20 protein-coding genes are annotated in these 21341 nt (G+C 68.7%); 13 read left to right on the top strand and 7 right to left on the bottom strand.

Annotated features, from left to right (window positions below):
- Positions 1-10: 10 nt before the first annotated feature.
- On the bottom strand, positions 11-1768 hold the full coding sequence (gene ligA / locus FY251_RS14730) for an ATP-dependent DNA ligase LigA (RefSeq protein WP_148415846.1): 1758 nt from the start codon (positions 1766-1768) through the stop codon (positions 11-13).
- A gap of 118 nt (positions 1769-1886) precedes the next feature.
- Here ligA and FY251_RS14735 point away from each other — a divergent pair, with 118 nt between their 5' ends.
- Both FY251_RS14735 and FY251_RS14740 read left to right on the top strand, forming a co-directional pair.
- Complete coding sequence (locus FY251_RS14735; RefSeq protein ID WP_148415848.1) at positions 1887-3416, top strand: hypothetical protein; 1530 nt, start codon at positions 1887-1889, stop codon at positions 3414-3416.
- 122 nt (positions 3417-3538) lie between these two features.
- Positions 3539-3916, top strand: coding sequence for a hypothetical protein (locus tag FY251_RS14740; RefSeq protein WP_148415850.1), 378 nt, complete (start codon positions 3539-3541; stop codon positions 3914-3916).
- A 70-nt stretch (positions 3917-3986) separates the two neighbouring features.
- Here the strand turns inward: FY251_RS14740 and psmB are convergent, their stop codons facing one another.
- Positions 3987-4718: a proteasome endopeptidase complex subunit beta gene (gene psmB, locus FY251_RS14745; RefSeq protein ID WP_089777780.1), complete on the bottom strand. Its 732-nt coding sequence runs from the start codon at positions 4716-4718 to the stop codon at positions 3987-3989.
- Between the two features lie 146 nt (positions 4719-4864).
- Positions 4865-5038 (bottom strand): hypothetical protein, encoded by a 174-nt coding sequence (locus FY251_RS22620; protein ID WP_004970695.1) that lies wholly within the window; start codon positions 5036-5038, stop codon positions 4865-4867.
- Positions 5039-5374: 336 nt separating this feature from the next.
- Between FY251_RS22620 and FY251_RS14750 the strand changes: the two genes are divergently transcribed.
- Complete coding sequence (locus FY251_RS14750; RefSeq protein WP_004970698.1) at positions 5375-5734, top strand: DUF555 domain-containing protein; 360 nt, start codon at positions 5375-5377, stop codon at positions 5732-5734.
- A 158-nt stretch (positions 5735-5892) separates the two neighbouring features.
- Positions 5893-6432 carry a CBS domain-containing protein gene (locus tag FY251_RS14755; protein ID WP_004041437.1) on the top strand — a complete coding sequence of 180 codons (540 nt, stop codon included), beginning with the start codon at positions 5893-5895 and terminating at the stop codon, positions 6430-6432.
- Between the two features lie 45 nt (positions 6433-6477).
- Here the strand turns inward: FY251_RS14755 and FY251_RS14760 are convergent, their stop codons facing one another.
- Positions 6478-7782: a cytochrome P450 gene (locus FY251_RS14760; RefSeq protein ID WP_148415852.1), complete on the bottom strand. Its 1305-nt coding sequence runs from the start codon at positions 7780-7782 to the stop codon at positions 6478-6480.
- A 72-nt stretch (positions 7783-7854) separates the two neighbouring features.
- A complete protein-coding gene (gene purM, locus FY251_RS14765; protein WP_148415854.1) occupies positions 7855-8829 on the bottom strand; it encodes a phosphoribosylformylglycinamidine cyclo-ligase in 975 nt (324 codons plus the stop codon).
- 413 nt (positions 8830-9242) lie between these two features.
- On the opposite strand from purM, the gene FY251_RS14770 reads away from it, so the two are divergent.
- Positions 9243-9479: a hypothetical protein gene (locus FY251_RS14770; protein ID WP_148415856.1), complete on the top strand. Its 237-nt coding sequence runs from the start codon at positions 9243-9245 to the stop codon at positions 9477-9479.
- Between the two features lie 343 nt (positions 9480-9822).
- Here FY251_RS14770 and FY251_RS14775 read toward each other — a convergent pair whose 3' ends face one another.
- Together FY251_RS14775 and FY251_RS14780 are read right to left on the bottom strand one after the other, a co-directional pair.
- Positions 9823-10446: a metalloprotease gene (locus tag FY251_RS14775; protein ID WP_148415858.1), complete on the bottom strand. Its 624-nt coding sequence runs from the start codon at positions 10444-10446 to the stop codon at positions 9823-9825.
- Complete coding sequence (locus FY251_RS14780) at positions 10443-12122, bottom strand: TraB/GumN family protein (protein ID WP_148415859.1); 1680 nt, start codon at positions 12120-12122, stop codon at positions 10443-10445. Before FY251_RS14780 ends, FY251_RS14775 begins: the two co-directional genes overlap by 4 nt.
- Positions 12123-12175: 53 nt before the next feature.
- On the opposite strand from FY251_RS14780, the gene FY251_RS14785 reads away from it, so the two are divergent.
- The 8 genes from FY251_RS14785 to dhaK all read left to right on the top strand — a co-directional run bounded on the left by FY251_RS14785 (position 12176) and on the right by dhaK (position 21205).
- Positions 12176-13504, top strand: a complete 1329-nt coding sequence (locus FY251_RS14785; protein WP_148415862.1) for a glycerate kinase — start codon at positions 12176-12178, stop codon at positions 13502-13504.
- Between the two features lie 63 nt (positions 13505-13567).
- Positions 13568-14188 (top strand): winged helix-turn-helix domain-containing protein, encoded by a 621-nt coding sequence (locus tag FY251_RS14790; protein WP_148415864.1) that lies wholly within the window; start codon positions 13568-13570, stop codon positions 14186-14188.
- Positions 14189-14269: 81 nt separating this feature from the next.
- The gene (locus tag FY251_RS14795) at positions 14270-14713 is read left to right on the top strand and encodes a bifunctional nuclease family protein (RefSeq protein WP_004041429.1); all 444 of its coding nucleotides are present in this window, start codon (positions 14270-14272) and stop codon (positions 14711-14713) included.
- 60 nt (positions 14714-14773) lie between these two features.
- On the top strand, positions 14774-15259 hold the full coding sequence (locus tag FY251_RS14800) for an acyl-CoA thioesterase (protein WP_148415866.1): 486 nt from the start codon (positions 14774-14776) through the stop codon (positions 15257-15259).
- A gap of 72 nt (positions 15260-15331) precedes the next feature.
- The gene (locus FY251_RS14805) at positions 15332-15787 is read left to right on the top strand and encodes a hypothetical protein (protein ID WP_148415868.1); all 456 of its coding nucleotides are present in this window, start codon (positions 15332-15334) and stop codon (positions 15785-15787) included.
- 63 nt (positions 15788-15850) lie between these two features.
- Complete coding sequence (locus FY251_RS14810) at positions 15851-16459, top strand: hypothetical protein (protein ID WP_148415870.1); 609 nt, start codon at positions 15851-15853, stop codon at positions 16457-16459.
- A gap of 439 nt (positions 16460-16898) precedes the next feature.
- A complete protein-coding gene (ileS, locus tag FY251_RS14815) occupies positions 16899-20030 on the top strand; it encodes an isoleucine--tRNA ligase (protein ID WP_148415872.1) in 3132 nt (1043 codons plus the stop codon).
- A 176-nt stretch (positions 20031-20206) separates the two neighbouring features.
- Positions 20207-21205 (top strand): dihydroxyacetone kinase subunit DhaK, encoded by a 999-nt coding sequence (gene dhaK / locus FY251_RS14820; protein ID WP_148415874.1) that lies wholly within the window; start codon positions 20207-20209, stop codon positions 21203-21205.
- Positions 21206-21341: the final 136 nt, after the last annotated feature.

Raw genomic sequence — 21341 nt, forward strand, 5'->3', positions numbered from 1 at the left:
CGAGCGTCGCTCACTGCGAGTCGGCCAGTCGCTCCACGCGGTCCAGCGAGTCGGCCGTCTCGGCGGTCTTGTCCTCGCGGACGGTGACGAACCGCGGGAACCGAAGCGCGTAGCCCGAGGAGTACGTCGGCGACGCCTGAATCTCCTCGTAGCCGACCTCGAAGACGACCGACGGGCGGATGTCGACCTCCTTGCCAGCCTCCCGCTCGATTTCGGGTTCGAGGAGGTCGGTCAGTTCGGCCAACTCCTCGTCGGTGATGCCCGTGGCGACCTTGCCGATGGTCTCGAAGGCGTCGTCGCCCGAGTCGGCTTCGACGCGGGCCGAAAGCAGGAACGTCCCGAGGAACTCCGCGCGGCGGCCCTCGCCCCACTCCGCGCCGGTGACGACGAGGTCCAGCGTCTCCACGTCGGGCTTGCGCTTCAACCAGTTCTTCCCGCGGTCGCCCGGCGAGTACGGCGCGTCGGGGTTCTTCAGCATGATGCCTTCGTGGCCGGCGTCGAGGGCGTCGGCCTCGTAGGCGGCGATTTCGTCCGGATCGTCCGAGAGGAGGAGGTCCGAGACGGCCGCCGAGTCGCCGCCGAGGACCGCGGTCAGTCGGTCGTGGCGGGCGGAAAGCGGGTCGGTGAGGAGGTCGTCGCCGCCGGCGTGCAGGCAGTCGAACGCCTGGAGTTCGACGCGGACCTCCTCGCGCATCCGCCCCACGTCGTGCTTGCGACGGAAGCGCCGGAGAATCTCCTGAAACGGGAGGGGTTCGCCGTCGTCGTCCATCGCCACGACCTCGCCGTCGAGGATGACGGGCTCGTCGACTGCGTCCGCGACGAACTCGACCACCTCGGGGAGCGCATCGGTCACGTCCTCCATGTTGCGCGAGAACAGCGAGACCTCGCCGTCGGCGTCGCGGTGGACCTGCACGCGCGCGCCGTCGAACTTGGTCTCGACCGCGGCGGTCTCCCACTCTTCGAGCGCGTCGGCGGCGGTGCCGGCCTGCGCCAGCATCGCCTGCACGGGGCGGCCGACTTCGAGGCGGACCCCGTCGAGGCCGGCCTCGCCCTCGTCGCGGGCGAGTTCGGCGACCATGCCGTAGTCGTTCGACACCTGTAGGGCGCGGGCGACGGCGGCGATGGCGTCGTTCCGGCGGTCGCGGGCGGCGGCCTCGGTCTCCGCGTCGGCGTCGTCGTCGCGGATGGCGGCGGCGTCCGCGGGGTCGACCAAGAACGCCTCGGCGACGGCGTCGCGGACGGTCCCCTCCCCGACGCCGATGCGCATCTCCGAGAGGACGAGTCGCGCGAGGAAGCGCGCCTCGTCGGGGTCGGTCCGGTTGAACAGGCCGTAGAGCGTCTTGAGCTTCGTCTCCTCGCTCCCCGACCCGGAGGCGGCCGCGAGGGCGCGGAGCTCCGAATCGACTTCGGCGACGGTCAGGCCGTCCTGTCCGCCGGAGCCGAAGGCGGCGAGGCCGCGCTGGCCGCCGAAGTCGTAGCTCGCGGCGACCGCGCCGATTTCGCCGCGGTCGGCGAGGCGGTCTTCCACGTCGTCGGCGGAGACGTTCGGGCCGGCGGCGCGGGCGATGGCCTCGTGACAGAGCCGCGGGCCGATGTCGAGCGTGGTTGAGTCCCACGCGGGGAAGACCCGGCCTTGGACGAACCGGGCGACCGTCGGGAGGTCGTCGCCGGCGTCCGAAAAGAGGTCAGAGAGGAGCGAGACGACCGCGAGGTCCGCTGGCTCGGCTTCTATCTCGGCGGCGCGGGCGGCGAACTCGGCGAACTGCATCGTCCGTGGGTATCGCCGCGCGGGGCAAAAGCGTCTCGACAGTCGTCGGGGATGTGATTCGCTGTCGAACGGCCGGAGTGCCGGGAAGTTGAAGGCCTTCGCCGTCGGAACGCCGGGTATGAGCGACGACCTCGCAGAGCGCGTCGAAGACGTGCTCGCGGTCGACGCGGCCGAGTTCGAAGCGCAAGCGAGAGCCGACGCCGAGGTGCTCAAGCGCGAACTGCGCGAGGGGACCTTCGACAACCACCAGTCCATCGTCGGCTTGGAGTACGAGTTCTACGCCGTCTCCGACGGTCGCTGGTCCGCGAGCGAAGACGACGTACACGCGCTCATGCGGGTCCCGCGCCGGCTGCTCGGACTCATGGGCTTCGAGAAGGAACTCGGGCTCCACAACGCCGAGATGACCACGAGCCCCCAGCCGCTGAACCCCCACGGACTCCGGGCGCAGGAGTCCGAGGTCCGCGCCCGACTCGACGCCGCGCTCGACTGCGCCGCCGCGGAGGGGATGCGCCTCGTCTCCGACGGGATGTGGAGCATCCCGCCGGCCGGCGAGAGCGCCCGCGAGTATCTGACCGACTCCGTCACCGACGGGGGCGTCCGCCTCGCGACGAACATGAGCAACTCCGTGCGGTACCACGCGATGGCGAACGGGCCGACCGCCCCGCCGTCGTTCACGCTCGACGCGCCGCACGTCTCGCTCGAAGCGGACACCGTGATGCCCGAGGCGCTCATCACGTCCATCCAGCCGCACTATCAGGTTCCGCACGCCGACGACCTGCCGTACCACTTCAACTACGCGCTGCGGGTCGCCGGCCCGCTGCTCGCGCTCGGCGTCAACTCGCCGTTCTTCCCGGCCGACCTCTACGACGAGGACGTGACGGGCGAGGAGATTCTCGCCGACAGCTGGGACGAGAACCGAATCGCGGTGTTCGAGTCGGTGCTCAACTCCGGCGACCACGAGAAGGTCGCGTTCCCCGCCGACCTCGACACCGTCGAAGACGCCGTCGACCGCGTCGTCGAGGACTCCACGATGGTCCCCATGTCAGTCGAGCGCGGCGACCGCTTCGACGACGACTTCGCAACGCTCCGCCGGAAACACGGCACCTACTGGCGGTGGGTCCGCCCGGTGTTCGACGGCGCGTCCCGCTCGTCGGCCAACGCCCGCATCGAGTTCCGGCCCATCGCGGGCCAGCCGACCGTCCGCGACTCGGTCGCGTTTCAGGCCGCCTTCGCGGGCCTCATGGAGCGGCTCCCCCGACTCGACCACCCCGTCATCGACCTCGGCTGGGAGACCGCTGAGGAGAACTTCTACACCGCGATGCGCGAGGGCCCCCACGGCGACCTGCGCTGGATAGACGTCGACGGCGACGATGCGACCGGCGCGGACCTCTACGAGGACCTGCTCGTCCACGCCCGCGACGGGCTTCGGCTCGCGGGCTGTTCCGAGGAGGAGGCCAACTACTACCTCGAACCCCTCCGCAAGCGCGTCGAGACGGGCGTCACGCCGGCCGACTGGAAGCGCGCCCGCGTCCGCGACGCCCTCGACGACGGCGGCGACTTCGAGACGGCGCTCCGCGAGATGCAACGCGAGTACGTCGAGCGCCAGTCGGACTCGCTGCTCGAAGGCGCGTTCTCAGACTGGTTCTGAGTGAGCCCGAGCGACCGCGTCCCGATGGCGCTCGCGGCCGTTCTCGTCGGCCGTTGACTTCCGCGCGTGCCACTCATTCTTGTCGGAGAAATAACTATTATCGCGCACTGCGAACACCGCGTATGGTCTCCCGTCGGACGAAAGCCGTCGCCCAATTCGGTATCGCAGTTCTCACCGCGCTCTGGATGGTGTCGATGCGCCGCCTGCTCCGCTCCAGCGACGACGAGTCCAACGAGCCGACGCCGCTGTCGCCGGGTGGTATCGCCGTCGGCGGGGCGTGGGGAATCGGGCAGGTGTGGGCCTACGACCGCGATAGCTGGCAGGTTCGAACGAACCGGCGTCGCGGGATGGCCGTCAGCCTCGCCGGTATCGCGGTCCAGCGCCGACTGCTCCCCCGAACCGAGTCGTTCCGGTACAGTTTCGGGTTCGGGCGCGTCCTCGGCGTGGTCGTCTACCGCGTGTGGTACGGACTGGTGCGACCGCTTCCGGGCGACGACTGAGTAGGATAACGCGAGAGTCCGGCCGGTAGCGACCCGTTAAAACGAAGAGAAACCGCCGACTGCGGGCGACTTATTCGAGGCCTTCGAAGTTCTGGTGGCGCTGGATGTCGACGCCGTCCTCGGTGACGACGGCGATGTTGATGCCGTTACCCGAGGCGAGGTCGCGCTCGACCGCCGAGCGGATGGCCTTCGTGGCGACCTGCTTCGCCTCGTCGATGCTGAGGCCGTCCTCGAACTCCTGTTCGAGCACACCGAGGGCGTACTGGCTGCCGGAGCCGGTGACGGTGTACTCCTCTTCGAGGATGGAGCCGGCGGGGTCGATGCTGTAGATGTGGGGTCCGGTCTCGTCGACGCCGCCGAGGATGGGCTGGACGACGTAGAACCCGCCCGAGCGGAGGAAGTTGCCGACGAGCGTCGACAGCGCCTGCATGCTCATGTCCTCGCCGCGGCGGGCCTCGTAGAGGCGGACCTCCGCGCGGAGGGAGCTGATGAGCGACTGGGCGGCCGAGACGGAGCCGGCGATGGTCAGCGCGCCCGTCGGGTGAATCTCTTCGACCTTCTGGACGTCCTTCGAGGAGACCATGTAGCCCATGCTGGCGCGCATGTCGGTCGCGAGGACGACGCCCTCTTCGGTCTTGATGCCGACGGTGGTCGTTCCGGTCTTCGTCTCTTTGTCTCCGAGCGAGTCGGCGCGACGCTCGGCGTTCGAGAACTCGCCGAGTTCGGGGCCGAACACGTTCGAGCGGTCGCCGTTCAGCGAGTCGAGACGGCCGGAGAACTCGTCGTGAGTCGGGGTACGCATTGTCAGCGATTGCACTTCGGCGCTGATAAATGCAACCCTTCACCTCGCCGTTGCCGGTGCCAAAGCGTCAGACGCGCGTCGGCGGCGGCCGCGCGGCGCGGTCGCTCGCGGCGAGTGTCGGAAGGAGGGAGGGCGCGCGAGTCGGCTTAGCGACCCGCGGCGCGTTCGTAGGCGGTTCCGGTCGTCTCCACGAGCCGGCGAATCGGGAGGGTCACACCCATCCGGCGAGCGGCGAGCGCGATGGGGAGGAGCGCGATACCCATCGCGACCGATAGCTGGTAGGCGGCAAACAGGACGTACTTCGTTAGGCGGGGAATCATCACCGTGTCCTCAGTCGTGGCTCGGGCGGTGCCGGTATATAAATCTTCTCTCAGCCGGGCGCGCGTCACCCCGTCGCTGTCTGCCGATTAAAGCGCAGTTGTCTCTAATCCAACTAGACCGACTATTCGGCGTGGGTCGCGCGTGACTCGCGGAGCGCTTTTCCATAAGTTATAGCGATAATCGCCGTGGCATGCGCGAGTCGTGCGCGCTCCGGTCGAACGAGTGAGCGTCGCGGGTTCGGACGAGACGACCGCTCGCGCGCCGGGCGTGTGAATCCCACGCGCCCCGACGCCCGAACCACAAGACACGAAACCCCACCGGCCCGTAACGTGTGTATGAGCAACTATCTCGTCGCGATGGAGGCGGCCTGGTTGGTCCGGGACGTAGAGGACATCGACGACGCCATCGGCGTCGCGGTCAGCGAGGCCGGCAAGCGACTCAACCAGAAGGACAAGGAGTACGTCGAGGTCGAAGTCGGCGCGACGCCCTGCCCCGCCTGTGGCGAACCGTTCGACTCCGCGTTCATCGCGGCCAACACCGCGCTCGTCGGCCTGCTCCTCGAAATCAAGATTTTCAACGCGGACGGCGAGAAGCACGCCTCCCGCATCGCGAAAAGCGAGGTCGGCGGCGCGCTCCGCGACGTCCCCCTCGACGTCATCGACATCCGCGAGTTCGACTCCGACGAAGACCAGTAACGCCGCGACGCCGCGTCCGGCCGCATCGGACCGCGCCGCCGACCACCGAACTCGGGGCGACCGCCCGAAGCGAGCGACAAATTCTCGCGACGCCCGCGAGCATTCACCCCGACGAGCGACCGGAACACTTTTTCATAACTACGGGTTATTACGCCGATATGGAACTCCCCACGCCCCAAGACCTCAGGGAACGCCGGAACTCCCTCGAACTGACGCAGAGCAAACTCGCCGACATGGCCGGCGTCTCCCAGCCGCTCATCGCCCGCATCGAGGGCGGCGACGTCGACCCGCGGCTCTCGACGCTCCGGCGCATCGTCGAGGCGCTGGACGAGGCCGAAGGGCGCATCGTGCGCGCGGAGGACATCATGAACACGACCGTCCGGAGCGTCGCCCCCGACAACTCCGTCCGCGAGGCGCGCGATATCATGCTCGACGCCGGCTTCTCGCAGTTGCCCGTCATCGAGAACGGCCGCCCGTTGGGCATCATCTCGAACGCCGACATCCGCCACGTTCAGGAGGACGACGTCACCGACCGTCCGGTCAACGAGGTCATGTCAGAGGGCGTCACGACGGTCGAACCCGAGACGACGCTGGACGAAATCGGCGTCTACCTCGACCACAACTCGGCAATCATCGTCGTCGAGAGCGGCGAGACGGTCGGCATCATCACCGAGGCCGACATCGCGGCCCACATCTGAGCCGACCCCGAAACGACGGCGGTTCCCCGACGACGCCGCTCGGAGTCAGCGCCGCCGGACGACGAGGGGCGTCTCGCCCTTCGGCTGGGTCGTCATCTCGGGCGTGATTGCTAACGCCCCGTCGCCGGCCCAGTCGAGGTCGAAGTCGCAGAGCGCGGTCGCGAGGACGATCTTCGCCTCCGTGAGCGCGAACGCCCGCCCGAGACAGCTTCGCGGCCCGGCCCCGAAGGGGAGGTAGGCGTAGGCGGGGCGGTCGGTGTCGCCGTCCCATCGTCCGGGCCGGAACGCGAGGGGGGCATCGTACCACCGCTCGTCGCGGTGGATGCGGATGATAGAGAGGTGGATGTCCGTGCCCGCCGGGACGACCCGGTCGCCGGTCGGAAACGGTTTCGCGGTCTCCCGCGGGAGCGTGTGGACCGGCGGATAGAGCCTGAGGGTCTCTTTGATGACGCGTTCGAGCACCGGGAGCTCTCGGGTCGCGTCGGCGGTCACGGGGCCGTCGCCGACGACGCGGTCGACTTCGGCGACGGCTCGTTCCCGGACGTCGGGATGAGTCGCGAGCAGGTACAGCGCGTAGGTGAGCGCGAGCGCGGTCGTCTCGTGGCCGGCGAAAATCATGCCCACGAGCTGGTTCTCAAGCGACTCGACGGTCGCCGGGTAGTCCGCGTCGGTTCCGAGCGCGTCGGCGAGGCGGCGCGTGAGGCTCTCCTCGTCGGCGGTCTCGACCAGTTCGCGGACCTCCTCGCGGAGGACGCGGTCGGCTCGGTCGAACCGGCGTCGGCTCGGCGTCGGTACCCACGACGGCAGCACCCACGACGCGGGCGCGAAGCGACCGTTGAGACCGTCGGCGGCCGACCGAATCCGCACGTCGCCGTCGAGGTCGAGTTCCCGTCCGAGGATGGTGGCAAAGATGATGTCCAGGGTGACCGCCTTCATCTCGGATTCGAGCGACAGCGTCCCCGAGTCGGGCCACGTCCGCAGGCGGCGCTCGACCTGCCGGCGCATCACGGGTGCGTAGTCGTCGACCCGCTCCCAGCGGAAGAAGGGCTCTAGCTCGTCGCGCTGTCGCCGCCACTCGTCCCCCTCGGCGGCGATGACGGCGTCGCCGAAGGCGGCCTCGAACTCGCCGCCCTTGACGATGGAGTCGCGGTCGGTCACGAACGCCCGCTCGAAGTGGTCGGGGTGGGCGAGGACGTACAGGTCGTCCATCCCCACCACGTCGAGTCCGACCGCGTCCTCGACGCCGTGGTCCGCGAGGAGGTCGGCGACGAAGCCGAACGGGTCGGCCGCGAAGCCGACGGTGTGCCCCACGAGCGGGAGGCCGCTCGGTGTCGGTGGCGGTGAAGTCACACCTCCACTATGGCGAACGTCGGTAAAATAGTGCTTCTAATCGAACAGTTCGATTCGGCGCTCGGTCCGCCCTCAGAGGTCGAGGCCGCGAATCGAGACGCTCTCGCCCGATTCGACGCGGCCGATGACGCGGCCGTCGGTCGCCTCGACCAGCGCCTCGGCGTTCTCCTCGGGGACGGCGGCGACGAAGCCGGTGCCCATGTTGAACGTCGTGTGCATCTCCTCGTCGGAGACGCCGCCGCGTTCCTGAACGAACTCGAACACCGGTTGGGGGTCGAAGGCGTCGTCGACGACGTAGCGGAACTCGCCCATGCGTTCGAGGTTGGTCCAGCCGCCGCCGGTGACGTGGGCCGCCGCGTTGGTCTCGGCCGCGCGCAGGTCGTCCAGCAGGTAGGTGTAGAGCCGCGTCGGTTCGAGGAGCGCCTCGCCGACGGTGTCGTAGTCGTCGCCGTCCCAGTCGTCGTCGTAGTCGCCGTCGGCCGTGGCGGTCTTGCGGGCGAGCGTGAGGCCGTTCGAATGGATACCCGACGACGGGAAGCCGACGAGCGCGTCGCCCTCCTCGGCCTCACCGGGGAAGATGGAGTCTTTCTTCGCCAGTCCGGCGCAGGTGCCTGCGAGGTCGAGGCCGTTTATGACCTCGGGCATGACGGCCGTCTCGCCGCCGACGAGTTCGATGTCCGCTTCTTCGGCACCCGCGGCGAGGCCCCGTCCGACCTGCTCGGCGAACGTCTCGTCGGGGGCGTCGACCGCGAGGTAGTCCACGAACGCGACGGGCCGGACGCCGGCCGCGACGAGGTCGTTGGCGTTCATGGCGATGCAGTCGATGCCGACCGTCGAGTAGTCGCCGAGCGCCTCGGCGACGAGCAGTTTGGTGCCGACGCCGTCGGTGGCGAGTCCGAGGTAGCGGTCGCCGATGTCGAGCAGGCCGGCGTAGTCGCCCGACCCGCCGCCGACCTGCGCGACGAGCGCGGCGGTCGCGGCCTCGCTCGCCTCGATGTCGACGCCCGCGTCGGCGTAGGTCATCCCGTCGGAGTCGTCGTTCGTCATGTTCGTGTACGAGATAGGCCGAAATATAAAATCACAGGGTACGAATCATACACGTTCTCGCATAGGTGAGCGTTCGCCGGCGGTCGGGCCGACGACGGAGGCACGATGGACCGGCGTCGCCCGTACGGTTACCCACTTCCTGTCGGCCGCGCGCGCTCCGGGACCCCCCGCTACGACCCTCCTAATCGTCGGCTTCCGAGCCGATGTTATCGAATAATCAATAGCTTTTGCAATATTTGCTAAAAAGCACGAGACGAGAGAATAAACTTTCTCGGGAGATTTAAGCGGTTTGTAAAACGTTACGAAAGAAGAATGTCTTCCGTAACCCGGCCCTGAACGGTCGAAAAAGGACCCGAATTCACGGTAACGCTCGGCCCCTTATATTATGGTCCCCGTCGTATGCAGAAGTGACGATGTCCGGAATCCCCTCCACGAACGACTCGATCGCGCTCGACTTCGCATCGACCGTCGGCCGCCTCGCGTACGCCCCCGTCGAAACCGTCGCGTTCTGGTCGGCAGTCGCGCTGCCCCTCGCGTACCTGCCCGTCCTCAGCGGCGGTCTGAGCGCCGGCGAAATCCCCCTCTTCGCCGGGCTCATCGCCCTCCACGCCGTCGCGCTCGTCCTCGGGCGTGACCACGGCCAGCAGTAACTGCGTTCCCCCGACGCGTACGACCAACCCGGATTCGTCTCGGTCCCCGCCGACGCTCTCCCCGCGAAGCGTACGTCAGCACCCCTGCCCGACCGCGAACCGCTCGCTACCCAACCCAACCTGACAGCAGCCCCCAATCCACCCTCAACCCGACCGACCCGCCGCTCGAACCCGGCCTCGACGTGCCGACCGACTCTCCGCTCCCCTCCCCCCGGACTCCGCCTTCTCGGCTCCTTTTGCCTCCGTTCGTCCCCGTAACGAATCGAGCCGTCGCTCGCGGCTTCGAGACCGAAACGAACCAGAAATCGAGCGGTTGGGGTCGTCCTAACTCCCCGTCGTCGGGTCAGAACCCGACGAACAGGAACAGGCCGACAGTGAGGAGAATCGACAGGGCGAGCACGCCGGCGAACACCGGCGTGCTCCACGACTGGACCGTCTTTCCGTCGAGCGAGCCGAACGGGAGCATGTTGAACGCCGCGAGGAAGGCGTTGATGATGAGCCCGCGCGCGCCGACGAGTTGGACCACGTCGGAGCCGACGGCGACGCCGACGACGAGTACAGGCGCGAAGGCGACGAGGAGCAAGAGGTTCGTCACCGGCCCGGCGAGGGCGATGAGACCGTGTTCGCGCTCCGTGAGCACGCCGCGGTGGTAGACCGCGCCGGGCGCGGCGAAGATGAACCCGACGAGCGCGCTCATGATGGCGATGGCGAGCATGCCGTAATCGGCGCGGAACTCGGCGACCTGATTGAACCTGACGGCGACGACCTTGTGGGCGACCTCGTGGAGGAGAAAGCCCACGCCGGCCGTCAGGAGGCTCACGACGAGCGCGAGGCCGAACGACCCGCTCGTCAGCAGTTGAAGCGTCCGGTTGCCGCCGCCGGCGAAGAAGATGGCGAAGGCGAGGCCGAGCGCGACCCACGCGACGAGCAGGTCGCGGAGCTCGCGCGAGGAAAACGAGACGTTCACGTCAGGGACCTCCAGATGAGGTCGGCGCTGTTGTGCGCGCCCTCGAACATCAGGTTCGCCACGCCCGCGACGCCGCCGAGGTCGGAGGCGATGACGGGGATGACGTAGGTGACGAAGAGGAAGCTCGCGATGATGCTCCCGATGTTCGTCATGGCGACGACCATGATGAGCTTGAACAGCGGCACGTCGAACATCTGGCCGACGAGGTCGACGATGGGCGTCTCCTCGTCTGCGAGCAGTTCGTTCAGTTTGCCGATGTCGCCGACGTTGACCGGCGTGTGCCGGAGTTCGACGTAGCCGGTGAACCAGCCGGGCGCGAGAAGCGGGTTGATGGAGGTCATCCACGCGACGAGGCCGCCGACGAGGGCGGAGGTCCACCGCGCGCCGGCGACCTTGGCGAGCGCGGCGGCGAACACGCCGTTGATGAGGAACCACGCGCCGAAAATCGTCAGGAGCCGTTCGTTGCCGACGCCGGCCATCGCCAGGAGGACGAAGAAGGCGACGAACACGGCGGTGACGCCGAAGCCGAGCAGTTTGCCCCACGGGAAGCCGTCCTTTTCGGCGACGCCGACGAGCGACTCCATCGGCGGGAGCGTCTCGGGGTGTTCGAGGTAGTTCTCGATGCCCTCGCGGTGGCCCGCGCCGACGACGGCGACGACGTGGCGGCCTGACTGCCGGAGCGCGACGAGCTGGTGGGCGATGTAGGCGTCGCGCTCGTCGATGAGCGCCGCCGCGCCGCCGGGGCTGAACCGGCGGAACTCCTCCATCATCGCCGACACCACGTCGCCGTCGGTCAGCTCGGCCATATCGAACTCCTCGTAGTCGGCGTCGCCCTCGACGGGCGCGAACAGGCCGAAGGCGTTCAGGACCGCGCCGACGGTGACGCCCACGACGACGCCCGCGAGGACGCCGATGACGAGGCTGCCGACGATGGCGACGCCGAGGCTCCCGAGGACGCCCGAGACGAGGCCGGTGCCGAGGCCGAGGCCGAAGCCGGCGACGATGCCGACCGCCGCGCCGCCGCCGAGGCCCGCGAGGACCGCGTCGTCGCCGTCGAGGGAGAACGAGGCGACAGTGTAGAGCATGTACGCGGCCGCGGCCCCGAGGACCGCGGCGGTGGCGGTGCGCGTCAACAGGAGGTCGGTGACGCCGACCGCGCCCCCGAACAGGCCGACGAGCGGCCCGAGGAAGACGCCGACGGCGATGCCGAACACCGCGCCGATGCCGCGGGCGTCGGCGACCCCGAACAGGAGGTCGCCGGCCATGCGCAGCTTTTCGAGCGTACCCATCCGCCGCCAGAAGCGCTGGATGGTCACCTGGATGTCGCGGTCGACGAGCGCCACGTCGAGGCCTTCCTCTTCGGCGGTCTCGACCGCCGCGAGCATGTCCGCGCCGGGCTTCACGTCGAACTTGTCCCCCATGCGCGACTGGACGTACGAGAGCATCCAGTAGGCGATAAACTGAAAGACGGTGTTGCCGCGAAGCAGGTCGCGCGCTTCGATGTCGTCGGGCGTTCCGCCCTTCAGCTGCCGGTAGCGCCCCTCGTCGAGTTCGACCGCGACGACGTCCGGACGCTCCTCTCTGACGGTCTCTTCGACCTCTCTGACGCTGTCGGCCGAGACGTGGGCCGTGCCGACGACGCGGACGTGACCCTCGCCGGGCGACGAATCGTTCATCGCCGGGTGTACCGCCCCACGGTTTTTATCCGTGTCGGCATCCCCCACGAACTATGCAGGAGTTCGACGCGCGAACCCCGACGCCCGCCCACGAGACGGCCATCGACTGCCTCCGCGCCGGCGTCGAGGCCGTGCTTCCCGACCGCGTCGTCCGCGAGTCCGTGTCGCTCGACGGCGACGCGCTGACCGTCGCGGACGCCGCGTACGACCTGACCGCCTACGACCGCATCCTCGTCGTCGGCGGGGGCAAAGCCGGAAACGGCGTCGCCGACGCCCTCGAAGCCGTCCTCGGCGACCGCATCGACGGCGGCGTCGTGGTGACGCCCGACCCGTCGCCGAGCCCCGACGGGCGCATCGAGCGACTGCCCGGCGACCACCCGGTCCCGTCCGCGCGCGGCGTCGAGAGCACCCGGCGACTCGCTGACCTCCTCTCGGACCTCGACGACCGGACGCTCGTCCTCGCCGCCATCACGGGCGGCGCGAGCGCGGTCCTCCCGGCTCCCGCCGAGGGAATCTCGCTCGCCGAGTTACAGGAGACGACCGACAAACTACTCGAAAGCGGCGCGGAGATTCACGACCTCAACGCGGTCAGAAAACACGTCTCGACGCTGAAAGGCGGCGGTCTCGCGCGCCTCGCCGCGCCCGCGACGGTCGTCGGCCTCGTCCTCTCGGACGTGGTCGGAAACGACCTCGGCGTCATCGCCTCCGGTCCGACCGCGCCCGACGAGACGACCTACGACGACGCCCTCGACGTGCTGGATCGCTTCGACCTCGACGTGCCGAAATCGGTCCGAACCCGGCTCGCCCGCGGCTCCGCGGGTGACATCCCGGAGACGCCGAAACCCGGCGACCCGGTGTTCGACCGCGTGACGAACCACGTCCTCGCGGACACCTTCACCGCGCTCGACGCCGCCCGCGAGGTGGCCGACGACCGCGGCTACGACCCGCTCGTCCTCTCATCTCGCGTTCGCGGCGAGGCGCGCGAGGCCGCGAAGACGCACGTCGCCGTCGCGGAGGAGGCGCTCGCCACCGGGAACCCGATTCCCGCGCCCGCCGTGGTCCTCTCGGGCGGCGAGTGCACCGTGACGGTCCGCGGGGACGGCGACGGCGGGCCGAACCTCGAATTCTGCCTCGCGGCCGCCGCCGAACTCCCCGACGAGGCCGTCCTCGCCAGCATCGACAGCGACGGGAAAGACGGCGGGACCGACGTCGCGGGCGCGGTCGTGGACTCGTCGTCGGTCGCCGCCGGCGACGCCCGCGCCGCGCTGGCGAGAAACGACGCGCTCCCGGTGCTTCGGGAGGCCGGCGCGCTCGTCGAGTCCGGCGCGACGGGGACGAACGTCAACGACCTGCGCGTCCTCGTAGTCGGCGAGGGCGTCTGAGCGCCGGCGGTTCTCCGGGCGGCGGGACAACAGGTTTGTATCCTCCGGCGGAGTACCCCCCGTATGGCCGGTTTGTTGCCCTCCACCCCCGACACCTCCGCCGCGGACGAGTCCTCGCCGCGGGTCATCGGACTCGACGACGACGAGGCGTCGGACCTCCTGTCGGCGCTCTCGTCTGAGACGGCCCGCCGCGTGCTCGCCGCGCTCCACGAGGAGCCGACGAACGCCGCGGAACTCGCAGAGCGCGTCGACACGTCGCTCCAGAACGTCCAGTACCACCTCCGAAAGCTCGACGACGCGGGCCTCGTCGAGGTGGTCGACACCGTCTACTCCGAGAAGGGCCGCGAGATGAAGGTGTACGCCCCCGCCGACAGGCCGCTTGTCGTCGTCGCCGCCGGCGAGGAGACCCGGACGGGCCTCGCGTCCATGCTGACGAGCCTGCTCGGCGGGGTCGCCGTGTTGGCCCTGCTCTCGGCGCTCGTCCAGTGGGTCGCATCGCGCGGCCTCGGCGTCCTCGGCGGGGCCGGCGGGACCGCCGAATCCGCCGACGCCGGGGCGGTCTCGACGATGGCCGCGGAGGCCGCGCCCGCGGCGGCGCAGGGAATTCCGCCGGGACTCGCCTTCTTCGCCGGCGGTCTCGTCATCCTGCTCGTCATCGCGGCCGTCCAGCTCGCCCGGCGGTGAGGCCCCGCGGGAGCGGACGGCGACCGGGTCGGCGACCCGCGCTGGGGTAACTATTCGTACTCCGCCCAACTACAGCATAGCATGAAACACCGTGCCGTGGTCCGCGGTATCGGGGTCGGCGTCGGCGAAGACGGCTCGAACGTCCCGGCGGTCGTCCTCGAAGCGCGCGACGAGTTCCTGCCCATCGTCATCACGTCGGACCAGGCGCAGGCCATCCAACTCGGTCTCTCCGGCGAGCAGTTCGAGCGCCCGCTGACCCACGACCTCCTGGTCGAGATGGTGACGGAGTTCGGGGGGGCCATCGACAGCATCCGCATCGACGACCTCTCGAACGGCACGTTCCTCGCGAAGGTCGACGCCGAGCGCTACCACGACGGCGAGGCGCGGTCGGTCGTCTTCGACGCGCGCCCGAGCGACGCCATCGCCCTCGCCATCCGGGTGGACTGCCCGATTCTCGTCTCCGACGAGGTGCTCGACGCCGCCGGGCAGTCGCCCGAGGCGTTCGACGCCGACTTCGACGAGTGAACCGGGGCCGTCGCCGCCGCGCCCCACGATTTCAAGCCCCCTCAGCGTGACCCCGTTCGCATGAGCGAACCCACCGCGACGCTCGACGAGTCGCGCACCGAGATGACCGAACTCATCCTGCCGAACGACACCAACAACCTCGGGCGGGCCCTCGGTGGCGCGGTCCTCCACTGGATGGACATCTGCGGGGCCATCGCGGCGATGCGCTTTTCGAACCGTCAGTGCGTCACCGCGTCGATGGACCACGTCGACTTCATCGGTCCCATCGACCTCGGCGAGGTGGCCGTGATGGAGGCGTACGTGTTCAACGTCGGCCGGACCAGCGTGGACGTGAAAGTCGACGTCCACGCCGAGAACCCGAAGACGGACGAGCGACGGAAAACCACCTCCTCGTTCCTGACGTTCGTCGCGCTCGACGACGACGGGAAGCCGACGCCGGTCCCCCGTCTCGTCTGCGAGACCGACGCCGAAGAGGAACTCCGCGCCGAGGCGGTCGCCGCCCGCGCCGACCAGCTCGAATCCGTCATCGAGCGCATGGAGAACTGAGGGCGTCAGCGTCAGTGCCGGTGCCAGCGCCAGCGCCGAACCCTTTTCCCCGACGGCGACCGACTGGCGACCATGCTCGACGTTCCCGTCCCGGACCCGCCGTCGCTCCCGACGGTGGACCCGAACCAGTACGACGACGCGCAGGTCGCGGCCGACGCCGACTTCAAGCGAGCCGAGTTGGAGGAGTTCCTCGAAGCCGGCGCGTGGGCCGACGCCTTCGAGGCGTGGGCCGCCGAGACACCCGTCACCGAGGCGCAGTGGGAGGTCGTCCTCGACCTCGGCCTCCTCACCTACTTCGACTTCTTCTGGGACGACTTCGCCGACCGCGTCGGCTACCACGCCCCCGGCATCCCCGAGGACTGGAAGGAGCGCGAACTCCACCCCGACCTGACCTCGTGGGGCGAGGTGTCGTCTATCAACGCCGGCCTCACCGAACTCGGACAGGAGGTGTGCGACGTGCTCAAAGACGACTACATCGACTGGGAGTCCGAGTACGAAGCGCCGGACGACCTGCCGGACTTCGGCTGAGCCGCCGGGAACTCGCGTCACGTCACGGCGGACGTTTATGTCGTTCCCGCGTCACACGACGGTATGCACCGCCGAGCCCTCCTTTCGAGCGCCGCCGCGCTCTCGCTTGCCGGCCTCTCGGGCTGTCTCGCCGACGCCCGACGAACCGCCAGCGGTCGAATCCGCGCCGACACCGGCCACTCGCAGCTCCACCCGACCGACGAGCGGTACGTGAAAGGGTCGTTCCCCGACGACGCCGACTTCCGCGGGTGGCTCTTTTCGGACCCGCCGGCCGACCAGCGGGACGTGTTCACCGACCGCGCGATGCAGGGGCAGTACTCGAACGACCTACTGGAGGCCGACGGCGACTCGTTCGTCCTCCTGTTCGAGGTCCGAATGGCCCGCGAGGACGCCGCGTTCTACAACATCGGATTGTCGCCGTCGTGGTCCGGGTGGCGCGACGCCGACATCCCGATTCGGCGGTCGCCGCCGGCCGACCCCGATGCGTTCGAGGTGGATGCCGACACGCTCGTCTGCACCCACCTCTCGACGTTCGACGTCGCGAGGGGGTCGACCCCGACGACCGCAACGCTCCAGGTGTTCGAGCGCGACGACGAGTCCGGAATCACGCGCGGGTCGTCGGCCGAGTCGGTCGTGGCCACCCACCGCGTCGGTCGTTGGTCGGACCGGTAGCGTCGGAGTCTCGTCGGGCCCCTCGGCGTCGTCGTCCGCGTCGCCGTCGGCCGCGGAGTAAGCGTTATACTTCTCGCGGGACTGCTCTCGGATAGCATGCGACGACACCGGACTTCGCGTCGCCCGTCCGCGGTCGGCCAGTCTCGACTGTCGGTCGTCGTCCGGTCGCTCATTATTGCGGGGTAGTAGCCTCGCACATCTCTCATCCTCGACTCCCGTCCGTATCGACCTCCGAGCGACAGCGGTCTCCCGTCCGGTGACCACGACCACCGGAATCCAATGAAGCGACACACCCACTACACCCGACAGGCGTATCGACAGCGACCAGCAGGCTATCGACAGCGGAGGGTCTCCCGTGTCTGAGTCGGACCCGGCGGAACGGCCGACCGACGCGGACCAGACCCGCCGTTTTGATATATATCCACGAGAAGGACGGGGTATGGAAGACATCGCAGACCAGTACACGCCGTCGGACGTGGAGTCCGTCGTCGGCGAGTACTGGGACGAGAACGACGCCTACGAGGCGACGAAGGAGGCACACGCCGACGACCCGTCGTTCTTCTTCGTCGACGGCCCGCCGTACACGTCCGGCCAGATGCACCTCGGCACGGCGTGGAACAAGACGCTGAAGGACGCCGTCATCCGGCACAAGCGCATGACGGGGCACCAGGTCACGGACCGCCCCGGCTACGACATGCACGGCCTCCCCATCGAGGTCAAAGTCGAGGAGGAACTCGGCTTCACCTCGAAGCGCGACATCGAGGAGTTCGGCATGGAGCAGTTCATCCGGAAGTGCAAGGAGTTCGCCGTCCGCAACCGCGAGGCGATGGACGAGGACTTCCAGTCCATCGGCGCGTGGATGGACTGGGACAACCCGTATCAGACGCTCTCGCCCGAGTACATGGAGTCCGCGTGGTGGGCGTTCTCGAAGGTCGCCGAGAACGGACTCGTCGAACAGGGCAAGCGGAGCGTCAACTACTGCCCGCGCTGTCAGACCGCCATCGCGGCCAACGAGGTCGAGTACGACGAAATCACCTCCCCGTCCATCTACGTCAAGTTCCCGCTGAAGGGCCGCGAGGGCAACCTCGTCATCTGGACGACGACGCCGTGGACCATCCCCGCGAACACGTTCGTCGCCGTCGACGGCGAGATGACGTACCAAGAGGTCCGCGCCGAGAAGGACGGCGAGAGCGAGGTGCTGTACCTCGCAGAACCCTGCGTCGAGGAGGTCCTGAAGAAGGGCCGCTACGAGGACTACGAGGTCCTCTCGGAGGTCACGGGCGAGGAGATGGTCGGCTGGGAGTACGACCACCCGCTCGACGGCGTCGTCGCCGAGTACGCCGACTTCGAGGGCGCGGGACAGGTGTACACCGCCGACTACGTCGAGGCCGACCGCACGGGCCTCGTCCACTCCGCGCCCGGTCACGGGCAGGAGGACTTCGCCCGCGGGCAGGAACTCGGCTTAGACGTGTTCGTTCCCGTCGACGACAAAGGCGAGTTCACCGAGCAGGGCGGCGACTACGCGGGCACGTTCGTCCGCGACGCCAACCCGGAGGTCATCGAGGACCTCGACGAACTCGGCCACCTGCTCCACGCCGGCGAGCACGACCACCGCTACGGCCACTGTTGGCGCTGTGACACGGACATCATCTTCCTCGCCACCGACCAGTGGTTCATCACGGTCACGGACGTGAAAGAGCAACTCCTCGACAACATCGAGGACTCGGAGTGGCACCCGCAGTGGGCCCGCGACAACCGCTTCCGCGACTTCGTGAGCGACGCGCCCGACTGGAACGTCTCCCGCCAGCGCTACTGGGGCATCCCGCTTCCCATCTGGGTCCCGAACGACCCGGACGCCGAGGGCGCAGAGGAGATGATTGTCGTCGGCACCCGCGAGGAACTGGCCGAGCGCGCCGACCAAGACGTCGACCCCGAGACGGTCGACCTCCACCGCCCGTCGGTGGACCCCATCACCATCACCGAAGACGGCGTGACCTACGAGCGCGTCCCCGACGTGTTCGACGTGTGGATCGACTCCTCGGTCGCCACGTGGGGCACCCTCGACTTCCCCGGCGAGACGGAGGCGTACGAAGAGCTGTGGCCCGCCGACCTCATCATCGAGGCGCACGACCAGACCCGCGGCTGGTTCTGGTCGCAACTCGGCATGGGCACCGCCGCGACCGGCGAGTCGCCGTACAAGGAGGTCATCATGCACGGCTTCGCCAACGACAAGGACGGTCGCAAGATGTCGAAGTCCGTCGGCAACATCGTGACGCCCGAGGAGGCCATCGACCGCGCCGGCCGCGACCCACTTCGCGCCTACCTCCTCAGCCACGACCAGCAGGGCGTGGACCTCTCGTTCGAGTGGGACGGCCTCGCCGACACCCAGTCGACGCTCAACATCTTCTGGAACGTCTTCCGGTTCCCGCTTCCGTACATGGACCTCGACGGCTACGACCCCGCCGAGGCCGACCTCTCGGAGGGCGAACTCACCGTCGTCGACGAGTGGGTGCTCTCGCGGCTCCAGACCGTCGAAGCCGAGATGGCCGACGCGTGGGACGATTACGAGGTCTCCACCGCGCTCAACACCCTTCTGGACTTCATCACGAAGGACGTCTCGCGGTTCTACGTGAAGGCCATCCGCGAGCGCATGTGGGACGAGGAGGACTCGGCGTCGAAGCTCGGCGCGTACGCCACGCTCTCGACGGTGCTCTCGGAGTCCATCCGGCTCATCGCGCCCTACGCGCCCTACATGGCCGAGCGGATGTACCAGCGGCTCGACGGCTCGGAGACGAGCGTCCACATGCTGTCGTACCCCGAGGCCGACGAGGAGCGCCGCGACGAGGAACTGGAGGCCAACATGGCCGTCCTCCGCGACGTGGAGGAGGCCGCGGCGCACGCCCGCCAACTCGGCGGCCGCAAGCTCCGCTGGCCCGTCTCGCGCATCGTCGTCGAGTCCGACGACGACGCCGTCGCCGACGCGGTCGACGCGCTCTCGGACCTCCTCGCCGAGCGCGTGAACACCCGCGACGTGCAGGTCGTCGAGGTCTTCGACGAACTCGTCGAGACCGCGGAACCGCAGATGAGCGTCATCGGGCCGGCGTTCGGCGCGGACGCCCAGAAAATCATGGAGGCAGTCGAGGGACTGTCGCGCGCCGAGGTCGAATCCGGCGTCGAGGTCGACGGCGAGACGTACGACCTCACCGACGAGATGGTCTCGTACCGCGCGGAACCGCCGGAGCACGTCTCCGGTGCCGACTTCGAGGGCGGCACGGTCTACGTGGACACCGAACTCACCGACGACATCGAGTCCGAGGGCTACGCCCGCGACGTCATCCGCCGGATTCAGGAGATGCGCAAACAGCTCGACCTCGACGTCGAGGCCGAAATCGACGTGTCGCTCGCGGTCGACGACGAGCGCGTCGCCGGCTTCGTCGCGGAGAACAGCGCCCTCATCGCCGAGGAGGTCCGCGCCCGCGAGTTCGACCTCGGGTCGGCCGAGGGCGAGACGGTCGAGACGTGGGACGTCGAGGACGTGTCCGTGACCATCGCGGTCACCCAACTCGACTGAGGCGGTCGCGCGCCGGTCCGCACCGGCCCGCGGCGTCTCCGCCGGCCCGACGCTCGGCCGCCGCCGCGACCCGTGAAATGGAGGGTTCTTACCGCCGATTTTTCGCAGACGGCGACCGCCCCGACTTCCGACTGACCAACACTTTTGGCCTCATCGAACGTGAGGGACGGTGAGTCATGAAGAAACTCATCAACGAACCCGGAGCGGTCGTAGACGAGATGCTCGACGGGATGGTCGCGGCGCACCCCGAACTGCGCCGGCTCGACGGTACGAACGTTCTCGTCCGCGGCGACGCGCCGGTCGAGGGGAAGGTCGCGGTCGTCTCCGGCGGCGGGTCGGGCCACGAGCCGACGCACGCGGGCTACCTCGGCGAGGGGATGCTCGACGGCGCGGCGGCCGGTGAGGTCTTCACCTCGCCGACGGCCGACCAGTTGGACGAGATGATTCAGGCGACGGACGCGGGCGAGGGCGTCCTCTGCGTCGTCAAGAACTACGAGGGCGACGTGATGAACTTCGACACCGCCGCCGAGATGGCCGGCATGGAGGGCGTCGACGTCGAGCAGGTCGTCGTCAACGACGACGTGGCCGTCGAGGACTCGCTGTACACCTCGGGCCGCCGCGGCGTCGCGGGCACCATCTTCGTCCACAAGTGCGCGGGCGCGAAGGCCGCCGCGGGCGGCGACCTCGGCGAGGTCAAAGCGGTCGCGGAGAAGGTCATCGACAACGTCCGAACCATGGGCATGGCGCTGACCTCCTGTGTCACCCCGGAGAAGGGCGAACCGACGTTCGACCTCGGCGAGGACGAGATCGAACTCGGCATCGGCATCCACGGCGAGCCGGGAACCGAGCGCGCGGAGGTCATGAGCGCCGACGAAATCACCGAGCACCTGACCGAGAACGTCCTCGACGACCTCGACCTCGACGAGGGCGAGGAGGTCGTGACGATGGTCAACGGCATGGGCGGGACGCCGCTGTCGGAGCTGTACATCGTCAACCGCAAACTCCAGTCCATCCTCGACGACCGCGGCGTCGAGACGTGGGACGCGTGGGTCGGCGATTACATGACCTCGCTCGACATGATGGGCTGTTCGGTGTCCGTGCTCCGCGTCGACGACGAGCTCAAGGAACTGCTCGGCGCGCCCGCGGAGACGCCCGGACTGACGGTCACCGAGTAAGTCGGACGCACCGTCTCCGAGTACGCGACGACCCCCGCCGCGAACTCCCGGCGGCGACCCCCGACACGTCACCGATTTTTCGCGGCAGAACAGTCCCGCGGGACAAGGGATTAACGATAGGCCGACGAAAGACAGC

The sequence above is a fragment of the Haloferax sp. KTX1 genome, from assembly GCF_902410085.1.
GTDB classification, from domain to species: Archaea; Halobacteriota; Halobacteria; order Halobacteriales; family Haloferacaceae; genus Haloferax; species Haloferax massiliensis.

Bases quoted from the DNA above. Each gene is read 5' to 3' on its own strand.
- ligA (WP_148415846.1), bottom strand. From the start codon at position 1,768: ATGCAGTTCGCCGAGTTCGCCGCCCGCGCCGCCGAGATAGAAGCCGAG.
- FY251_RS14735 (WP_148415848.1), top strand. From the start codon at position 1,887: ATGAGCGACGACCTCGCAGAGCGCGTCGAAGACGTGCTCGCGGTCGAC.
- FY251_RS14740 (WP_148415850.1), top strand. From the start codon at position 3,539: ATGGTCTCCCGTCGGACGAAAGCCGTCGCCCAATTCGGTATCGCAGTT.
- psmB (WP_089777780.1), bottom strand. From the start codon at position 4,718: ATGCGTACCCCGACTCACGACGAGTTCTCCGGCCGTCTCGACTCGCTG.
- FY251_RS22620 (WP_004970695.1), bottom strand. From the start codon at position 5,038: ATGATTCCCCGCCTAACGAAGTACGTCCTGTTTGCCGCCTACCAGCTA.
- FY251_RS14750 (WP_004970698.1), top strand. From the start codon at position 5,375: ATGAGCAACTATCTCGTCGCGATGGAGGCGGCCTGGTTGGTCCGGGAC.
- FY251_RS14755 (WP_004041437.1), top strand. From the start codon at position 5,893: ATGGAACTCCCCACGCCCCAAGACCTCAGGGAACGCCGGAACTCCCTC.
- purM (WP_148415854.1), bottom strand. From the start codon at position 8,829: ATGACGAACGACGACTCCGACGGGATGACCTACGCCGACGCGGGCGTC.
- FY251_RS14770 (WP_148415856.1), top strand. From the start codon at position 9,243: ATGTCCGGAATCCCCTCCACGAACGACTCGATCGCGCTCGACTTCGCA.
- FY251_RS14780 (WP_148415859.1), bottom strand. From the start codon at position 12,122: ATGAACGATTCGTCGCCCGGCGAGGGTCACGTCCGCGTCGTCGGCACG.
- FY251_RS14785 (WP_148415862.1), top strand. From the start codon at position 12,176: ATGCAGGAGTTCGACGCGCGAACCCCGACGCCCGCCCACGAGACGGCC.
- FY251_RS14790 (WP_148415864.1), top strand. From the start codon at position 13,568: ATGGCCGGTTTGTTGCCCTCCACCCCCGACACCTCCGCCGCGGACGAG.
- FY251_RS14795 (WP_004041429.1), top strand. From the start codon at position 14,270: ATGAAACACCGTGCCGTGGTCCGCGGTATCGGGGTCGGCGTCGGCGAA.
- FY251_RS14800 (WP_148415866.1), top strand. From the start codon at position 14,774: ATGAGCGAACCCACCGCGACGCTCGACGAGTCGCGCACCGAGATGACC.
- FY251_RS14805 (WP_148415868.1), top strand. From the start codon at position 15,332: ATGCTCGACGTTCCCGTCCCGGACCCGCCGTCGCTCCCGACGGTGGAC.
- FY251_RS14810 (WP_148415870.1), top strand. From the start codon at position 15,851: ATGCACCGCCGAGCCCTCCTTTCGAGCGCCGCCGCGCTCTCGCTTGCC.
- ileS (WP_148415872.1), top strand. From the start codon at position 16,899: ATGGAAGACATCGCAGACCAGTACACGCCGTCGGACGTGGAGTCCGTC.
- dhaK (WP_148415874.1), top strand. From the start codon at position 20,207: ATGAAGAAACTCATCAACGAACCCGGAGCGGTCGTAGACGAGATGCTC.